The organism is Oceaniserpentilla sp. 4NH20-0058, assembly GCF_040371755.1.
In the GTDB taxonomy this organism is placed as follows: Bacteria; Pseudomonadota; Gammaproteobacteria; order Pseudomonadales; family Oceanobacteraceae; genus Bermanella.
Genome location: NZ_BAABWE010000001.1, coordinates 130,128 through 147,695, shown reverse-complemented (window position 1 = coordinate 147,695; position 17,568 = coordinate 130,128). Strand labels below are relative to the sequence as shown.

The following is a 17,568-nucleotide window of genomic DNA, read 5'->3' as shown; positions in this document are numbered from 1 at the left end:
AATTAGGGTATCTGGTAAGTTACAAGCATCAACAATTATAAGAATTCAGCATGCAGCGCTATTTCCTACATAGGTTATTACTGATTATTCCGACTTTCATCGGAATAACTCTTCTTGTATTTACATTAACCAGATTGGTTCCTGGTGGACCAATAGAGCGCATGCTGGCAGAAGCTCAATTTGCAAATAGCGCTCAATCTTCAAGTAATCAAGGCTTTGGCTCTCAAAGTTTAAGTGAAGACCAGCTAGAACAACTTAAAGCCTATTATGGGTTTGACCAGCCTATTATCATTAGCTATTTCGACTGGTTGTTTAAAATATTGCAACTGGATCTTGGCGAGTCTACCCGTTACGGCGAACCGGTTTGGGATAGCATTAAAGACAGGCTACCCATTTCTATTTTTTATGGTGTTACCACCATGATTTTAACCTATTTAATATGTATTCCTCTTGGCATCATAAAAGCCATTAAGCACGGCGCGCCGTTTGACCATTTATCCTCCGCATTTATATTTATAAGTTACGCCGTACCGGGCTATGTCATTGGTATTGCTTGTATCTCATATTTTGCTGCCCATCTTGAATGGTTTCCTTTGGGTGGGTTTGTCAGTGATGAATTTGAGTATCTTGATTTTTGGGGTAAAACTTCAGACCTTTTAATTCATGCCACCCTGCCGTTAATCGCCTACATGTCTGGTTCATTAGCCGTTATGACATTCATGATGAAAAACGCATTAATGGAAAACCTTGCTGCAGATTATGTACGCACCGCCACAGCAAAAGGCTTTAGTTTTAAAGAGGCTGTAAAAAAGCACGCATTACGCAATAGTTTAATCCCCCTAGCCACCCACTTTGGGCAAAATATTAGCGTAATACTTGGTGGCTCCTTTTTGATTGAAAAGATTTTCAATATTGATGGTATCGGCTTACTTGGGTATGAAGCTCTCATTGAAAGGGACTACCCCGTAGTCATGGGGATTTTAGTTATTTCCGCTGTTTTATATTTAATTGGTAATATTCTGAGTGACCTATGTGTGGCATGGGCAGACCCAAGAATTCGTTTTGGAGAGGCGAAATAATGTTTTCAATTTCACCTCAAAGTAAACGCCGCTGGCAGCGATTTAAATCGCTTAAGCGTGGATATTATTCTTTTGTACTGCTTTGTTTATTAATAGTACTTAGCTTATTCGCTGAGCTTTGGGTAAGTAATCGCCCTATTATTATAAGTTACGATGACCAGCTCTACTTCCCAAGTTATGGTGATATATTGCCCGGTCGAACCTTTGGCTTAGATTATGATTGGGAAACCAATTATCATGAATTAAGAACGTCGTTCAAAAACAATCCAGACTCTAACAATTGGGTTTTCGGGCCGCTTATTCCATACAACCCTTTTGAAAATCATTTTATTCAAGGGCAGTACCCGCCTTACCCTCCATCTGCTGAAAACCAGCATTACTTAGGGACTGACATGGCTGGACGGGATATCCTTTCACGGCTTATTTATGGTTTTCGAATCGCTATTTTGTTTTCTTTATTTTTGCTCATTATTACTTATGTTATTGGCATAATCATTGGTGCATTAATGGGCTTTCTAGGTGGTAAATTTGATTTAATATTCCAAAGAATCATCGAAATTTTATCCAACGTCCCAATTCTTTACATTATTATGATTGTCGCATCTATTATCACACCTAACTTTTGGACACTGGCCCTTATGCTAGGCGCCTTTAGTTGGATGGGGCTCACTTGGTATATGCGAACCGAAACATACCGCGAGAATACACGGGAATATGTATTGGCCGCACGCTCGATAGGTGCCTCTAATTGGCGAATCATGCTAAAGCATATATTGCCTAACTCAGTTTCAATTTTGGTAACATTCTTTCCTTTTTCAGTGGTCAGTGGCATTACGGCATTAACCAGTTTGGACTATCTTGGTTTTGGGCTACCTGCACCGACACCAAGCTGGGGAGAGTTACTTCAACAAGGCACTAGCAATTTGGATTACCAGTGGATAGCAGCATCAGCGGTTGTTGCACTCACCATAGTGCTAACATTAGTCACGTTCATCGGTGAGGCCATTCGTGAAGCATTTGACCCTAAAAAATATTCTTACTTTAGTTAAAGGACAGCTATGACATTTTTAAAACACACATGGGTTTTCCTTCTTTTATGCTTGGGTAATTTAGCGTATTCCAATACCCTACCCGCCGATTTGAAATGGCAAAGCAATGAAAGCGCGCCTATATGGGCCGCTGAAAACGTAAAAAAAGGCGGCATTTTTACGGATTATATTCTTTCATTTCCACCAACACTTCGAACTGTTGGTCCTGATTCAAATAGCTCATTTAGACGCTTTATAAATGCCAACCAAATAGGTCTTGTGGGCATACACCCGAATACAGAAGAAATCATTCCAGCTCTTGCGCAAAAATGGGCTTACGATGACGATGGTAAAACCGTTTATTACCAAATTAACGCGGATGCCAAATGGAGCGATGGACACGCTGTAACAGCCGATGACTTTTTATACACATTAGAATTTATGCGCTCCCCCCATATAAACGCTCCTTGGTACAATAACTATTACACCGAACAAATTATCAATGTAAAAAAATATAGCGATCTCGTTATATCAATTACCGGTGCTGTAGAGCGCCCAAAAGATGAGTTGCACTACTATTACGGTGTCAACCCCACCCCTAAGCACTTTTATAAAACCCTCAATGAAAATTGGGTTAAAGACTTCAATTGGAAAGTTGTTCCAAACACTGGACCTTATCAAATAGGGAAAATTAGCAACGGTAAGCAAATTACATTTGATCGAAAACCAAACTGGTGGGGCAACAACCTAAAATACAACCAAGGGCGTTTCAACGTAGACAAGGTCATATTCAAAGTAATACGTGACGTAAATATCGCCTACAATCACTTTGAAAAAGGCAATATTGATACTTTTTCATTGGTGCAACCTGAGTTTTGGCACAACAAGGCCACAGGCTCACTTTATGATAAAGGATTGATAGAAAAGGTTTTATTTTACAACGACATGCCTCGCTCAAGTTCAGGTGTATTTCTAAATCAAGATCATGAGATTTTAAAAGACAAAGACGTACGGTTTGCTCTAGCTCACGCAATGAACTTTGACAAAGTAATTCAGACTGTCTTAAGAGATGACTATGAAAGATTGCAATCTTTTCACACTGGCTACGGCAAATACAGCAATCAAAACATTAAGGCCCGTTCTTTTGATTTAACAAAAGCCAATGACATTTTAGACAATAGCAACTGGTCTGAACGAGATGGTAAAGGCATCCGAACTAAAGATGGTAAACGCCTAAGCCTCAACCTTGTTTATGGAAGGAAAGAGCACACTGAACGCTGGGCAATTATAAAACAAGATGCATTAAAAGCTGGCATTGAAATCAACCTTGTTCTGCAAGATTCATCGTCCCATTACAAGACAATCATGCAGAAACAACATGATATGACTTCTCTAGGCTGGAGCACGGGCTTTAGGCCCGCTTACTGGCAGCATTTCCATAGTGAAAACGCTCATAAGCCTCAAACCAATAATGTAACAAATATGGACAACCCAGAAATCGACAAATTGATTATGTCTTATCGCTCTGCCATTGACACACCTACCCGCATCAAATTAGCCAATCAGTTAGAGGGTAAAATTCATGATTCCGGTGCGTTTATCCCTGATTATAAAGTCCCTTATACAAGGGGCGCACATTGGCGCTGGATTAAATTCCCCAACGTTCCTGGCACTAAAACCACCTCTAATTTGTACTCCCCTTTTGGTAATGGCGGTATATTTTGGGTAGATAACCAAATAAAAATCGAAACTAAATCTGCACGTAAAAGTAAAACTAAATACCCTGTCGTGAATAAAGTTTATGAACAATTCAGAGTCTCAACAGGTGAGTGATATATTACTAAGCGTCGAGGAGCTATGCGTCACATTTGAAACGGACCAAGGTCCGCTTCAAGTACTTGACAATATCAGCTTTGATATTCACAAAGGGCGTACCTTGGGGCTTGTTGGAGAGTCTGGCTGCGGTAAAAGCGTTACTTCACTTTCCATAATGAAGCTTCTTCCCCAACCCGCAGGTGTGATATCCCACGGTAAAATCCTGCTTGAAGGAACGGACTTAGTAAAAGCACCTAGTGCATTTATTCATTCTGTACGTGGTAATAAAATTGCCATGATATTTCAAGAGCCCATGACGGCCTTGAACCCAGTCAAAACCATAGGCAAACAAATACTTGAAGTATTTGAACTACACAAAAAAGAATTAAGTAAAAAAGAACAATTTCAAGAAACCATTACTGTACTAAAAAAAGTCGGTATTCCTGACCCAGAAAAACGCATACGTGAATACCCTCATCAGTTATCAGGGGGCATGAGGCAGCGAGTAATGATTGCTATGGCTTTAGCATGCGAGCCCGATCTTTTAATTGCTGATGAGCCGACTACTGCATTAGATGTCACCATTCAGGCTCAGATATTAGATTTAATGAAGGAGCTACAACAAGAGTACGGCATGGCCATACTGTTTATCACCCATGATCTAGGTGTAATTGCTGAACTATGCGATGACGTTATCGTTATGTATGCAGGCAGAATCGCCGAATACGCTTCAGTTAAGAGTTTATTTGAGCACCCTAAGCATCCATATACCCAAGGCTTGCTGGACTCTATACCAAAGCTCAATCAGCCCAATAAAAGCTTGCTAAGCACCATAGAGGGTCAAGTTCCTAGCTTAGCTAACTTACCTCAGGGCTGTCGTTTTTATAATCGCTGTAAATACAAGCAAGACTCCTGTAAGTCGTACAATCAAATGGCCGCTGATTCTGATCAAGCTCATTTTGTAAACTGTTTACACTGGGAAGGTATTCAATATGAGTCAAACTGATTTGCTTACCGTGTCGGGCTTATATAAGGCATTCCCAGTTAAAAAAGACACCATTTGGGGTAAATCGCTAACCCTGAAAGCGGTTAATGATATTCACTTAACGATTAAAGCAGGAGAAACACTTGGGATTGTAGGAGAGTCTGGCTGCGGCAAAAGCACACTAGCTAAGACAATTGCCCGCCTATATGAGCCAACCGACGGAAGTATTGAGTTTAAAGGCCATGAACTTACTCAACTTAGCCAAAAAGAATTACGCCCTATTCGCCCAAAAATACAATACGTATTTCAAGACCCTTACGAATCGCTTAACCCAAGGCATACAATAGGTAGCATTTTAGAAGAACCTTTTGTGATTCATACTCAGCTTGATTCTGAGCAAAGACAAGCAAAGGTGCGAGCTCTACTTGAAAAGGTTGGATTACCAGACTCTGCTATTAATAAATACCCTCACGAGTTCTCAGGTGGGCAGAGGCAGCGTATTGGTATTGCAAGGGCTATTGCATTAGAGCCGGAATTACTAATATGCGATGAGCCTGTATCTGCTTTAGATGTCTCCGTACAGTCACAGATCATAAACCTGCTGATTAAGCTTCAACAAGAAATGAACTTAGCCATATTATTCATCGCACACGATTTAGCAGTTGTAAAACATATCTCTGACCGAATCAGTGTGATGTATTTGGGCTCTATTGTTGAAAGTGCAACAAGTGATGAGTTATTCAAGCAACCCATGCATCCTTATACACACTTTTTACTTGATGCCATTCCTAGCATTAGGCCCAACCACAAAAGAGATAAACTGCGCATTCAAGGGGAGCTTCCCTCCCCTATATCTCCACCAACTGGGTGTTTATTTAACACTCGTTGCCCGCTTGCAAATGAACAATGCTTGGAAGAGCGCCCGAAGTTGATTGCATCCGATAAAGATGATCATTTAGTGGCTTGTCATCATCGCGTTCGCGCCACTCAAAATTGGCAGTCTCCTTGGGGCTAATCTATTTATATCCAACAACCCTAAAAAATAACTGGCATAAAAAAAGCGGGCATTGCCCGCTTTTTATAATCAGCTAGTAGTCTTAGCCTTTTTCGATATCTGACTCTTCTAAGTTGTACTCAAAAAGCGCCTTAAACTCATTGTTTGATTTAATACGGGCCATTTTTTGTTCTTGGCTTTCACCCACTTGAGCATCAACATCACGATTGATTTGCTCTAAGCGAACAATAGCTTTATCACCATTTTGCAAATCAACTAGCGAGTAACTCGGAGAATCATCACTGATACCTAGGGTGAAAGCAGTGGACACTACCTCACGATTAGCACCAGTGAACTCACGTGTTTTTTCAGCGAATGAATCCCACTTAACCTGTAAAGTACCCGCTTTTGCAGACTCTAAAGTTTCATCTGCTTTAACATTAAGCGCAGCAACAGCCTTATCGTTAATCAGTATAGTTTTAATTTGTGCATTTACAGCAGTCAGCTCTTTCGGTTTAGCTTCAAAAAATTCATTCAAATGAAGGACTACTGCTCGTCCATCTTCAATTTCAATAACTTCACTATTAGCCCCTTCTGATAACACAGATTCAGAGAAAGCAGACATAGCCACGTTACGGTTTGCCGCAACACCTTCGCCACCAGCTTGAGGAAAAGGACCGGCCATTTGTATTTCTAGGTCTAAAGAACTTGCAACAGCTTCCAGGTTTGTAGAGGAGAACGCTTCATCCTTTAAGGTTTCTAAAGCCTCTAAGTAAACAACTCGTTTCGCTTCTTCTCTAAGTTCTAACTCAATAGAATCTTTTAACTCAGTTAAAGGAGCTACTTCAGGTTGTCTAACTTCTAACAGTTTTATTAGGTGTAATCCATCACGAGTTTCAACCACACCAGAAACTCCATCAACACTTAGACCAGTTAGGGCTTGTGAGAACTCAGTTTCAAATACGGATTCATCAGCAAATCCTAAATCACCACCTGAGAATTTTGAAGTATCATCTTGAGAATATTCTTTTGCTAAATCTTCAAATGCCTTACCGTTTTTAAGTTCCATTTGAATTGTCGCCATTTTATCCTTGGCAGCTTCGTCACTGTCTAATAATAAGATATGTGCGGCTCGGTATTCTTTCTTGCTGTTTGAATCAGCTTTTAACGCCTCATAATGCTCAAGTACGTCATCTTCTGAAATATCCACCGATTTAGCTAATTCAGATGCTTTAAGTTCTACATACTTAATACTAACTTTTTCTGGAATCATAAAAGATTCAGTATTTTCATCATAGTACTGCTGAATTTCCTCATCGGAAACTGTAATGCCCTTTTTCATCTCAGCTAAAGATAGAGTGGAGGAAGAAAAGTTACGTGTTTGCGCTTCTAAATTAGCAATTTGTTTTACTTCTAAAGGCGTTGCAAAACTAGTGGTTTGCCAAGCATTTTGAAGCTGCTGTGTTAATAACGATGTACGTAAAAGCTGGCGATATGTTGCACGGGTAAAACCTGCACTTCTTAATACTAAATCAAACTGATCACGGTCAAATTTACCGTTTACATGGAAATCTGGTGACTTAACAATCAAAACGTCAATATCGGCATCAGAGAATTGTATGCCACTTTTTAAAGCCGCTTGTTTAACTACAGTTTCCTGAATAAGGTTTTCCACAGAAGATTGGCGAATCAGCTCATCTTTGAAAATGGCAGGATCGAAGTTTTCGCCAAATTGCGTTTGTAAGCGACGCTTCTGCATTAGAACTGCTTGTTGTACCTGATATTCACTGATTTCTTCACCGTTGACAGTGGCTGGTGCATCTTCACCTCCACCTAACGCAACAATACTTTCAATACCGAACAAAGCAAATGTGAGTATGATCAATCCAACGATGATCTTGGCAACAGGACCCTTAGAGCCGTCGCGAATAGCTTGCAACATGGTACAACCAACCTTATTTTTAGAATTCTTATTTACTAGATAGCAAAAAAGCGCACCATCAGATGCGCCTTTTATTTATACAAAATTAGGAGGTTAATCCTAATTAAATATATTAATTTACAGCATCTTTTAATGCTTTCCCTGGTTTAAAACCAGGTACTTTCGCAGCGGCAATCTCAATTGGTTGACCAGTTTGAGGGTTGCGACCTGTACGCGCTGCACGCTCTTTAACAGCAAAAGTACCGAAGCCAACAAGAACAACTTGATCACCGTCTTTCAGGGCAGTTGTAATGGCTTCTACAGTGGCATCCAAAGCACGACCAGCAGCCGCTTTTGGAATGTCAGCAGAAGCTGCAATGGCATCGATTAATTCAGACTTATTCACACGTATCCCCTTTACCAATATTGGTTAATTATAGATATAAACTTATATTACTAAGCGCCGGAGCCATAGACCTAGATAGAGCGCTGAAAGGTATAACAGCGCTAAGGCGAGTGTCAACTGCTTAATATGTTTTTTATATTAATGTGTACTTAAACGAGACTGTTGATTTTGCTGGGTTGCGGCTTCCTTTTCAATAACCGAAGCAACATTTTTTTCCAGATTTCCCGTTAAAGCTACATCAAGTACCTCATCGACCCATTTTACAGGGATAATTTCCAGCTCTTGCTTAATATTATCCGGAATTTCCTTTAGGTCACGCTCGTTATCATCCGGAATTAAAACCGTCTTAATTCCACCCCTATGGGCTGCCAGTAGTTTTTCTTTTAACCCACCGATTGGTAGCACTTTACCACGTAGCGTTACCTCACCTGTCATTGCCACATCAGAACGTACCTGTGTATTAGTAATAACAGACATTAAGGCTGTTACCATACCCACACCAGCACTCGGGCCATCTTTTGGTGTAGCACCCTCTGGAACATGTATATGCAAGTCGTGAGTTTCAAAGAAGTCATGAGGCAACCCCAACCCTTCTGAGCGACTTTTCACAACGGTAAGAGCGGCTTGAATAGACTCTTGCATAACATCGCCTAAAGATCCTGTTTTAACAACTCGGCCTTTGCCTAGTGAAATTGCAGATTCAATGGTTAAAGTTTCACCACCTACAGAAGTCCACGCCAAACCTGTCACCTGACCAACTTGGTGTTCTTCTTCGGCCATGCCGTATTTAAACCTTTGCACACCTAGGTAGTTTTCTAACTCTTCTGGTTTGATCTCACTTTTAACGTCATCACCTTTTTTAGCCATAACGTTTTCTTTAACCACTTTACGACAAATTTTAGCCATCTGGCGCTCTAGGTCACGTACACCCGCCTCTTTTGTGTAATGACGAACAACAGACCTTAAACTTTGCTCACTGAGCGTCAATTCTGAATCTTTAACTCCGGTATTTTTCATTTGTTTAGGCAGTAGATAGCGCTGACAAATGTTCACTTTTTCATCTTCGGTGTAACCCGGAATACGGATAATTTCCATACGATCCAACAAAGGGGCTGGTATATTCATGCTGTTAGCGGTACATACAAACATAACGTCTGATAGATCGTAGTCCACTTCCAAGTAGTGATCACTAAATGTACTATTTTGTTCAGGATCTAAAACTTCTAGTAATGCGCTAGCCGGATCACCACGGTGATCCATACCCATTTTATCTATTTCATCCAGCAAGAATAACGGGTTTTTCACACCTTCTTTACTTATCTTTTGTATAAGCTTACCCGGCATTGAGCCAATATAAGTACGGCGATGACCACGAATTTCAGCTTCATCACGTACGCCACCAAGTGCCATTCGGATGTATTTACGATTAGTTGCTTTTGCAATTGAACGCCCTAAGGAAGTCTTACCTACACCGGGGGGACCTACAAGGCACAAAATATTACCATTGGATTTTTTAACACGCTTTTGGACAGCCAAATATTCAAGAATACGTTCTTTCACTTCATCTAAACCAAAGTGATCGGAATTTAGTATTTCATCCGCCACTTCGATATTGCTGCGAACCTTACTCTTAGATTTCCAAGGTACGCCAATCATCCAATCTAAATAACCACGAACAACAGATGCCTCTGCTGACATCGGGGACATCATTTTTAATTTATTTAATTCTGATTCGGCCTTTTCCTTTGCCTCTTTTGACATGCCCGATTCATTTATTTTATTTTGTAATTCTTCCAGTTCATTAGGAACATCATCCATGTCACCTAATTCTTTTTGAATAGCCTTCATTTGCTCATTCAAATAGTATTCGCGCTGGCTTTTCTCCATTTGTTTTTTAACACGCCCGCGAATGCGTTTTTCAATATCCAACAAATCAACTTCAGATTCGATAAGCGCCATTAAGTGCTCTAAACGGTCACGCTCAGAAACCATTTCAAGGACAGCTTGTTTTTCATCAAGCTTAAGCGATAAATGAGATGAAATTGTATCAGCTAGACGACCAGCCTCTTCAATACTTTCTATAGACGCAAGTACTTCACTGGGGACTTTTTTACTCATTTGAACAAACTGATCAAACTGCTGAGTCACTGCCTTAACCAAAACAGACTCTTCTCGCTCAGCGATAGCTTCTATTTCAAGTGGTGAACCATCCGCTTGGTAAAACTCTTCACCATCTGTAAAGTTAGTCACTTCCGCACGGTAATTGCCTTCAACTAAAACTTTAACGGTACCATCTGGTAATTTTAATAATTGAAGTACCGAAGCAACTGTACCAATAGAATAGATATCATCTACAGTTGGCTCATCGGTAGTGGCATTCTTCTGTGCAACCAAAAGGATTTTTTTATCTCCTTCCATGGCTGACTCAAGAGCTTTAATGGATTTATCGCGACCCACAAATAATGGAATAACCATGTGTGGATAAACAACGACATCGCGAAGCGGAAGTAAAGGAAGCGTTTGTATTGTCATAAGATACCTTGTGCTAAACAGCGCACTGAACATGCTTCTAAGATGGGGATAAACTAAAAGGATTACAAGTATTTAATATAAAAAAAGGGGCTTTAAAGCCCCTTTTAATAGAATTATGCATCATCCGGTGCGACTTTAGCACTTTCATTTGACTCATAAATAAACAAAGGTTCACTATCACCCTTAATGACAGAGTCATCAATAACCACTTTACTTACATGGTCTTCTGATGGGATTTTATACATACTATCAAGCAAGATGCCTTCCATGATTGAGCGCAAACCACGAGCACCAGTTTTACGTTCCATGGCCTTTTTAGCAACTGCAAGCAAGGCAGAATCCCTAAACTCCAACTCAACATCTTCCATTTCAAATAAAGCCTGATATTGCTTAACTAACGCATTTTTTGGCTCTACTAAAATTTGAATTAATGCTTCTTCGTCAAGCTCATCCAAGGTTGCCACTACTGGTAATCGACCAATAAATTCAGGAATCAAACCGTATTTTACTAAATCCATTGGCTCTACATCTTTCAATAATGAGCCAACTGACTTGCTATCATCTTTTGCTTTAACAACAGCGTTAAAACCAATTCCGCTCTTTTCAGTACGATCGCGGATTATTTGATCCAAACCAGCAAACGCCCCGCCGCAAATGAACAGGATATTACCAGTATCAACTTGTAAAAATTCTTGTTGAGGATGCTTACGACCACCCTGAGGTGGAACTGATGCAACTGTTCCTTCAATCAGCTTCAATAACGCTTGCTGAACACCCTCACCACTAACATCACGAGTAATCGATGGATTGTCTGATTTTCTAGAGATCTTATCAATTTCATCAATATAAACGATGCCACGCTGTGCTTTATCAACATCATAATCGCACTTCTGTAGAAGTTTTTGGATTATATTTTCAACATCCTCACCAACATAACCGGCTTCGGTTAACGTTGTGGCATCAGCTATGGTAAATGGCACATTTAATAGGCGTGCTAATGTTTCAGCTAGGAGCGTTTTACCACTACCCGTTGGGCCAATAAGCAGAATATTACTCTTCGTAAGCTCCGTAAGGCCCTTTTTACCTTCCCCATGACGTAAGCGCTTATAATGATTATAAACAGCTACAGACAGGACAATTTTGGCTCTTATCTGACCAATAACGTATTCATCAAGAGTTTCTTTAATTTCTTGCGGTGTCGGCAAACGGTCAGAAGGTGCTTCTCCCTGACTCTCTTGAACCTCTTCACGAATAATATCGTTGCAAAGGTCGACACACTCATCACAAATAAAGACACTGGGCCCAGCTATGAGCTTACGAACCTCATGCTGACTTTTGCCACAGAAAGAGCAGTAAAGTAACTTACCCTTTTCGTCTTTATTGTTTGATTCGTCGCTCATTCGACTTCCTCATAATTACAGCAATTATCTAAAGATGTTGCTTAATGGCTAAAACTTCAAGTATTTAGGCGGTTTTCGCCAGAAACAAACCGTTTTATTAGCCTAAACGCTTTTCAAGCACTTCATCGATAAGACCATATTCTAACGCTTGCTGAGCATTCATAAAATTATCACGCTCGGTATCTGCAGCAACCTCTTCATAGCTACGACCACTGTGCTGAGCTAAGATTCGATTTAAACGTTCTTTTGTGTCTTTTATGTTCTCAGCATGGATCAATATATCCGTTGCCTGACCCTGCGCTCCACCACTTGGCTGATGGATCATCACACGGCTATTAGGCAGGCAATAACGCTTACCTTTCTCACCGGCTGTTAGTAAGAATGCCCCCATACTGCAAGCCTGACCAATACAAATGGTACTAACATTTGGCTTGATAAATTGCATGGTATCGTAAATCGACATACCGGCAGTAACTGAACCACCAGGTGAGTTAATATACAACTGGATATCTTTCTCTGGATTTTCAGCTTCTAAAAACAACAACTGAGAAACTACTAGGTTGGCCATATGGTCTTCCACTTGGCCAACTAAAAAAATGACACGCTCTTTTAGTAATCGTGAATATATATCATAAGAACGCTCACCACGGGCGGTTTGCTCAACCACCATAGGCACTAAACCGGACATTTGTATTGCTGGATCCTGGGCGGCCAGAAGATCTTTCATTCGTTATCTCCGTCAACGACATCAGAAAAAACAGCCATTATCTTGAGATAACAGCTGTTTATGAGTGTAGCCTGATTGATGCCTAAATGGCAGTAAAAATGATTATTGGGCGTTATTTGCCGCTTTAATCACTTCCTCATAGCTACTTTCTTTTTCGGTTACAGTCGCTTTTTCAAGGATTGTTTCCACTACCTGCTCTTCTAGTGCAAGGGCTTCAAGTTGAGCGCGTTGCTCTTTGTTGCTCTTGTAGAATTCTTTAACCTGTTCTGGGTCTTGGTAGGTAGAAGCCATATCTTCAATTAATGCGTCTACTTTTGCGTCATCAGCTTTAATTTCTAACTGCTCTATAGCAGCATTGATTAATAGGCCTAATTTAACACGACGCTCAGCTTGTGGCTGGAACAATTCATTAGGTAACATACCTGGTTTGAACTCTTGGCCGCCACCAAACTGCTGGAAAGCTTGTTCTTGTAAGCGCTGGATCTCTTGATCAAGCAGAGCAGCAGGAACATCAATTGAGTTTTGCTCAAGCAAGCCATCAAGTGCTTGGTTTTTAGTGTTACGCTGAATAGCTTGCTTTAGTTCACGCTCCATGTTTGAGCGAACATCGCTACGGAAGCTATCTACATCATCCGCTTCAACACCAAATAACTTGAAGAACTCTTGGTTAAGCTCAGGAAGTTCAGAAGCTTCAACTTCATGAACCTTGATCTTAAACTCTGCTTCTTTACCTGCTAATTCTTCATTTTGATAATCAGCAGGGAAAGTTACTTTAATGGTGCTTTCATCGCCTGCTTTTAGGCCAGCAATTTGCTCTTCAAAGCCAGGGATCATGCTTTTTGAGCCTAGTGTCAATGCATAACCTTCAGCCTTGCCACCTTCAAATGTTTCGCCACCTACATAGCCGTCAAAGTCAATTTTCACTTTGTCGCCATCTTTAGCAGCTTCTTCGGTTACTTCAAATTTAGCTTGTTGCTTTTGAAGGATCTCGATCATGTTGTCTAGATCGGCATCGCTAACTTCTGTTGCAAACTTTTCAACAGAAATGTTTTCTAAGCCTGATACTGTCACTTCTGGGTAAATTTCAAAAGTTGCAGAAAATTGAAAATCCTTACCTTCTTCATCAATCAACGGCTCAACCGCTGGCATACCAGCTGGGTTAAGTTTCTCCTGAGAGACAGCTTGGATGAATCCTTGCTGCATTTGTTCGCCTAGAACCTCTTGGCGAACCCCTTTCCCGTAGCGCTGTTTAATAACACGCATTGGAATTTTTCCTTTACGGAAACCGTCGATACGAGCGGTACGAGAAACTTGATCCAAGCGCTTAGCAATCTCTTGCTCTACGTTAGATGCTGGAATATCGATTACAAGCTTACGTTCTAAGCCTGCTAATGTTTCTACAGAAACTTGCATGAATGCCTCACACACAAAATACAGAAGCTGGTGAATTTTAAGGGTGGTAACTCTATTGATCTGGAACGATGTAATCAAGCAGTTTTTGGCCCAATTACTCCTAATCCGCTATTTTCATGAATAATTGATTATTTAATAAGCTTTACAACTGTTTTTATATACAGTACTGTTTGAATCACAAGTGAAACACTGTACAAATAAACAGGTCAAATTATGAGTGCATTATTAAAAAACAACACTAGCTTATCGAATCATTATTGGATGCTTTGGATCGCACCTAGCATCAGCGAAAGGCAAAAGATTAAAAATTTACCTTTGGATCAACAACAAAAAGTACTAATGCTTCATCCAAAGAATAATACTCAGGTGTGCGATGCCTTGAAAACGGCCATTATAAGTGGCCTTTATCAAAGCATTACCTTGGACAGGTCTATCATTCCAAGCCAGCAACAACGAATGCTTGAAGTCATTGCTATGCGCCACCAAACTCATATTAATTGGTTAAACTCGCAATCAAAGCTGAATAGCGCCAGCCAATTAAGCCTAATTTAGTACGCTTAACTGCTCTTCTACACGCTTAACATCTTCCTGAGTATCAACCCCATGACCTGGGGGTTGAGCTATAACACCCATATGGATTTTCACGCCATAACATAGTGCTCTTAACTGCTCTAGACATTCTGCTTGCTCAATTGGGGTTGGTTCCATACTCGCATACTGCTTCAAGAAGGAAACTCGGTAACCGTACATACCAATATGACGATAAACAGGAGCCAATTGCGTAAGCTGGCTTTCACCAGTTTTATAAAGATCTCTATCCCAAGGAATTGGCGCCCTTGAGAAATACATGGCAAATCCTTGATTATTTAAAACGACTTTTACTGCATTTGGATCAAAGGCATCGTCTGCACAATCAATTGGTGTACATATAGAAGACATCCCCGCAGAAGGATTCTCCAATAAGCCATTTGCGGTCAATTGAATTAACGATTTTGGAATCAAGGGTTCATCACCTTGTACGTTAACGATCACATCATCGGCGCTCCAATTAAGGTTTTGGGCAACCTCAGCAATACGTTCAGTTCCATTTTCATGGCCAACAGAGGTCATCATGACATTCGCGCCAAATGCCTTAGCCACCTCAAAAATTCTTTGATCATCAGTTGCAATGACTATGTCTTTCACACCTGTTTCAAGTGCCCGTTCATAAACATGCTGAACCATAGGTTTGCCTGCCAAATGAATTAGGGGCTTTCCCGGCAACCGACTCGAACCGAATCGAGCAGGAATGACTATTTTGTAATCTGACATTTCCACTAATACCTATTTATTTCTTTTCTTCAAATTCAGGCAGCATAGCCTTTATATACGCATCTTTTAAATCCATGCGGCTAGATAAAATAACATCTGCTACTTCTCTCGCTACACCTTTACCACCCAAGGAACTAGTTACATAATGCGCAGCTTCTTTTACCATGAAATATGCATCATTTGGAGCAATGGCAAAGCCGATTTTAGTCATAACCTTCAAGTCAATTACATCGTCACCGCAATAGGCAACTTGCGTATAATCTAACTTCAATTTTACTAAAAGCTCATCTAATGCAGCCAATTTATCTTTACAAGCCAGATACGAATACTTGATACCTAAATCGATGATTCTCTTTTTTAACGGTTCAGATTCTTTAGCACTTATGATCGCAACATGAACACCATAAGTTTGAAGTAGCTTAATACCCACACCGTCTTTCACATTAAAATGTTTTACTTCTTCACCACTTGGCCCATAAACCAAAGTACCGTCGGTTAAAACGCCATCAACATCAAATATCATTAAAGCAACACTATTAGCCTTTTCTTTCACTTGATTTGGCAACATCATTGATTTTTTCCCTGCTTTTTATGATTTAAATGGCGTAGATATTGATCATCATATCGAACTATATCGTCTTCGGTTAAGATTTCACCTGTTTGCACTTCTATTATTTCTAAAACTTCCTGCTGCGCATTACGTAGTCTATGTTTTTGCTGAGGTTTAATAGAAATACTATCACCGACCCTTAAAATACGTTTTTCATCTTCTAACTCAACATGAGCAAGCCCTTTTATGACTACCCAATTTTCATTCCTATAGCTATGGCTTTGCAATGAAATTTGAGAATGCGGAAAAACAATCAAATGCTTAACAACATAATGTGTATCTTGAGCAAGGACTTTGAATTGCCCCCATGGACGATGCACATCAATGCGATCTAGCAGTTTGAGCAAGTCATTATGCTTTAGGTATCCCATCAAACAACTCAAATCAGATAAATCATCCTGATTAGCTACAAAGAGCACATCATCAAAATCACAAAGTACAATATTATCCGCCTGCAATATGATCGACTTATTATTTTCACTGAATATATTAAATTGCTTTAAACCTAATTTTTTGCGCCTACTAATGAGGCTGTTCCATGTTCCTAGGTCATCCCATTCATGATGGTACTTTTGTGCTTTAATACCTTTATAGTTTTCAAGTACCGCCACATCAAAAGATTCAGGCTGAATCTTTTGATATTGCTCACCCGTCACGTTAAAATCATATAATTTTGATTGATTATTGAACGCATCTTCAACCAAATTCAGAAGCTTCGGAGTGCATATAGAAAGCGCCTGATAAAGCGCACTTGCCTTCACCACTACCACTCCACAATTCCAAGCAATATTATTGCGCTTAATTAATGATTCTGCTTCTGAAGCATTAGGTTTTTCAATAAATTGAGTTACAGCCCCCTCTTCCGATATATCCATATACCCGTATTGAGTATTAGCATGACTAGGCAAAACCCCCATCAAACCGATATCCTCGTCAGACAATTTAGCAATCAAGGTATTAATGACTGTTTTAAATGCAATTTCATTAGAAAAATAATGATCTGAAGGCAGAATCAAAAGTATTCCATCAGGGTCGAGCTGCTTGATCTTCAAACAAGCCAAGGCCACAGCAGGCGCGGTATTTTTTGATTCCGACTCAAGTAAAACATTTTCAACGCTTAAGCCGTATACAGAAATTTGATGCTGCAATATAAAGCGGTGGGATTCATTGGCGATAATGAAAGAAGGCATTTCTGAGCAAAGCATGGCTCTTTCAATAGTGGACTGAATTACCGTCTTTCCACTATCTAAGAGATCAATGAATTGCTTTGGATGATTTAACCTTGAGACGGGCCACAACCGAGTGCCACTGCCACCGGCGAGTATAACTGGGTAAATGGCCGCCATA

Annotated in this window: 15 protein-coding genes; 6 read left to right on the top strand and 9 right to left on the bottom strand. The window is 40.2% G+C overall.

What is annotated here, in order from left to right; translation table 11 throughout:
- Positions 1–50: 50 nt before the first annotated feature.
- Genes ABWV45_RS00595 through ABWV45_RS00575 form a run of 5 tightly spaced genes read left to right on the top strand, consistent with a single transcriptional unit; the run spans position 51 to position 5,922 of the window.
- Complete coding sequence (locus tag ABWV45_RS00595; protein ID WP_353347624.1) at positions 51–1,079, top strand: ABC transporter permease subunit; 1,029 nt, start codon at positions 51–53, stop codon at positions 1,077–1,079.
- Positions 1,079–2,128: an ABC transporter permease gene (locus ABWV45_RS00590; protein WP_353347622.1), complete on the top strand. Its 1,050-nt coding sequence runs from the start codon at positions 1,079–1,081 to the stop codon at positions 2,126–2,128. The genes ABWV45_RS00595 and ABWV45_RS00590 overlap by 1 nt, the downstream gene beginning before the upstream one ends.
- 9 nt (positions 2,129–2,137) lie before the next feature.
- Positions 2,138–3,940: an extracellular solute-binding protein gene (locus ABWV45_RS00585; protein ID WP_353347620.1), complete on the top strand. Its 1,803-nt coding sequence runs from the start codon at positions 2,138–2,140 to the stop codon at positions 3,938–3,940.
- Positions 3,909–4,928, top strand: a complete 1,020-nt coding sequence (locus ABWV45_RS00580; protein ID WP_353347618.1) for an ABC transporter ATP-binding protein — start codon at positions 3,909–3,911, stop codon at positions 4,926–4,928. The genes ABWV45_RS00585 and ABWV45_RS00580 overlap by 32 nt, the downstream gene beginning before the upstream one ends.
- Positions 4,915–5,922, top strand: a complete 1,008-nt coding sequence (locus ABWV45_RS00575; protein WP_353347616.1) for an ABC transporter ATP-binding protein — start codon at positions 4,915–4,917, stop codon at positions 5,920–5,922. The genes ABWV45_RS00580 and ABWV45_RS00575 overlap by 14 nt, the downstream gene beginning before the upstream one ends.
- 82 nt (positions 5,923–6,004) lie before the next feature.
- Here the strand turns inward: ABWV45_RS00575 and ABWV45_RS00570 are convergent, their stop codons facing one another.
- The 6 genes from ABWV45_RS00570 to tig all read right to left on the bottom strand — a co-directional run bounded on the left by ABWV45_RS00570 (position 6,005) and on the right by tig (position 14,300).
- The gene (locus ABWV45_RS00570; protein ID WP_353347614.1) at positions 6,005–7,843 is read right to left on the bottom strand and encodes a SurA N-terminal domain-containing protein; all 1,839 of its coding nucleotides are present in this window, start codon (positions 7,841–7,843) and stop codon (positions 6,005–6,007) included.
- Between the two features lie 112 nt (positions 7,844–7,955).
- Positions 7,956–8,228 carry an HU family DNA-binding protein gene (locus tag ABWV45_RS00565; RefSeq protein ID WP_353347612.1) on the bottom strand — a complete coding sequence of 91 codons (273 nt, stop codon included), beginning with the start codon at positions 8,226–8,228 and terminating at the stop codon, positions 7,956–7,958.
- Between the two features lie 138 nt (positions 8,229–8,366).
- Positions 8,367–10,760 (bottom strand): endopeptidase La, encoded by a 2,394-nt coding sequence (lon, locus tag ABWV45_RS00560; RefSeq protein WP_353347610.1) that lies wholly within the window; start codon positions 10,758–10,760, stop codon positions 8,367–8,369.
- A gap of 113 nt (positions 10,761–10,873) precedes the next feature.
- The gene (clpX, locus tag ABWV45_RS00555; protein ID WP_353347608.1) at positions 10,874–12,160 is read right to left on the bottom strand and encodes an ATP-dependent Clp protease ATP-binding subunit ClpX; all 1,287 of its coding nucleotides are present in this window, start codon (positions 12,158–12,160) and stop codon (positions 10,874–10,876) included.
- Between the two features lie 97 nt (positions 12,161–12,257).
- Positions 12,258–12,887, bottom strand: a complete 630-nt coding sequence (clpP, locus tag ABWV45_RS00550) for an ATP-dependent Clp endopeptidase proteolytic subunit ClpP (RefSeq protein WP_353347606.1) — start codon at positions 12,885–12,887, stop codon at positions 12,258–12,260.
- A gap of 102 nt (positions 12,888–12,989) precedes the next feature.
- Positions 12,990–14,300, bottom strand: a complete 1,311-nt coding sequence (gene tig, locus ABWV45_RS00545) for a trigger factor (protein WP_353347604.1) — start codon at positions 14,298–14,300, stop codon at positions 12,990–12,992.
- 213 nt (positions 14,301–14,513) lie between these two features.
- On the opposite strand from tig, the gene ABWV45_RS00540 reads away from it, so the two are divergent.
- Positions 14,514–14,852, top strand: a complete 339-nt coding sequence (locus ABWV45_RS00540) for a hypothetical protein (RefSeq protein WP_353347602.1) — start codon at positions 14,514–14,516, stop codon at positions 14,850–14,852.
- Here the strand turns inward: ABWV45_RS00540 and kdsB are convergent.
- From kdsB to ABWV45_RS00525, 3 genes are read right to left on the bottom strand one after another with little or no spacing between them, the layout of a single operon-like run.
- Positions 14,844–15,611: a 3-deoxy-manno-octulosonate cytidylyltransferase gene (gene kdsB / locus ABWV45_RS00535; protein ID WP_353347600.1), complete on the bottom strand. Its 768-nt coding sequence runs from the start codon at positions 15,609–15,611 to the stop codon at positions 14,844–14,846. The genes ABWV45_RS00540 and kdsB overlap by 9 nt on opposite strands.
- Positions 15,612–15,627: 16 nt before the next feature.
- Positions 15,628–16,182 (bottom strand): KdsC family phosphatase, encoded by a 555-nt coding sequence (locus ABWV45_RS00530; RefSeq protein ID WP_353347598.1) that lies wholly within the window; start codon positions 16,180–16,182, stop codon positions 15,628–15,630.
- Positions 16,179–17,567, bottom strand: a complete 1,389-nt coding sequence (locus tag ABWV45_RS00525) for a sugar phosphate nucleotidyltransferase (RefSeq protein ID WP_353347596.1) — start codon at positions 17,565–17,567, stop codon at positions 16,179–16,181. Before ABWV45_RS00525 ends, ABWV45_RS00530 begins: the two co-directional genes overlap by 4 nt.
- Between the last annotated feature and the right edge of the window lies 1 nt (position 17,568).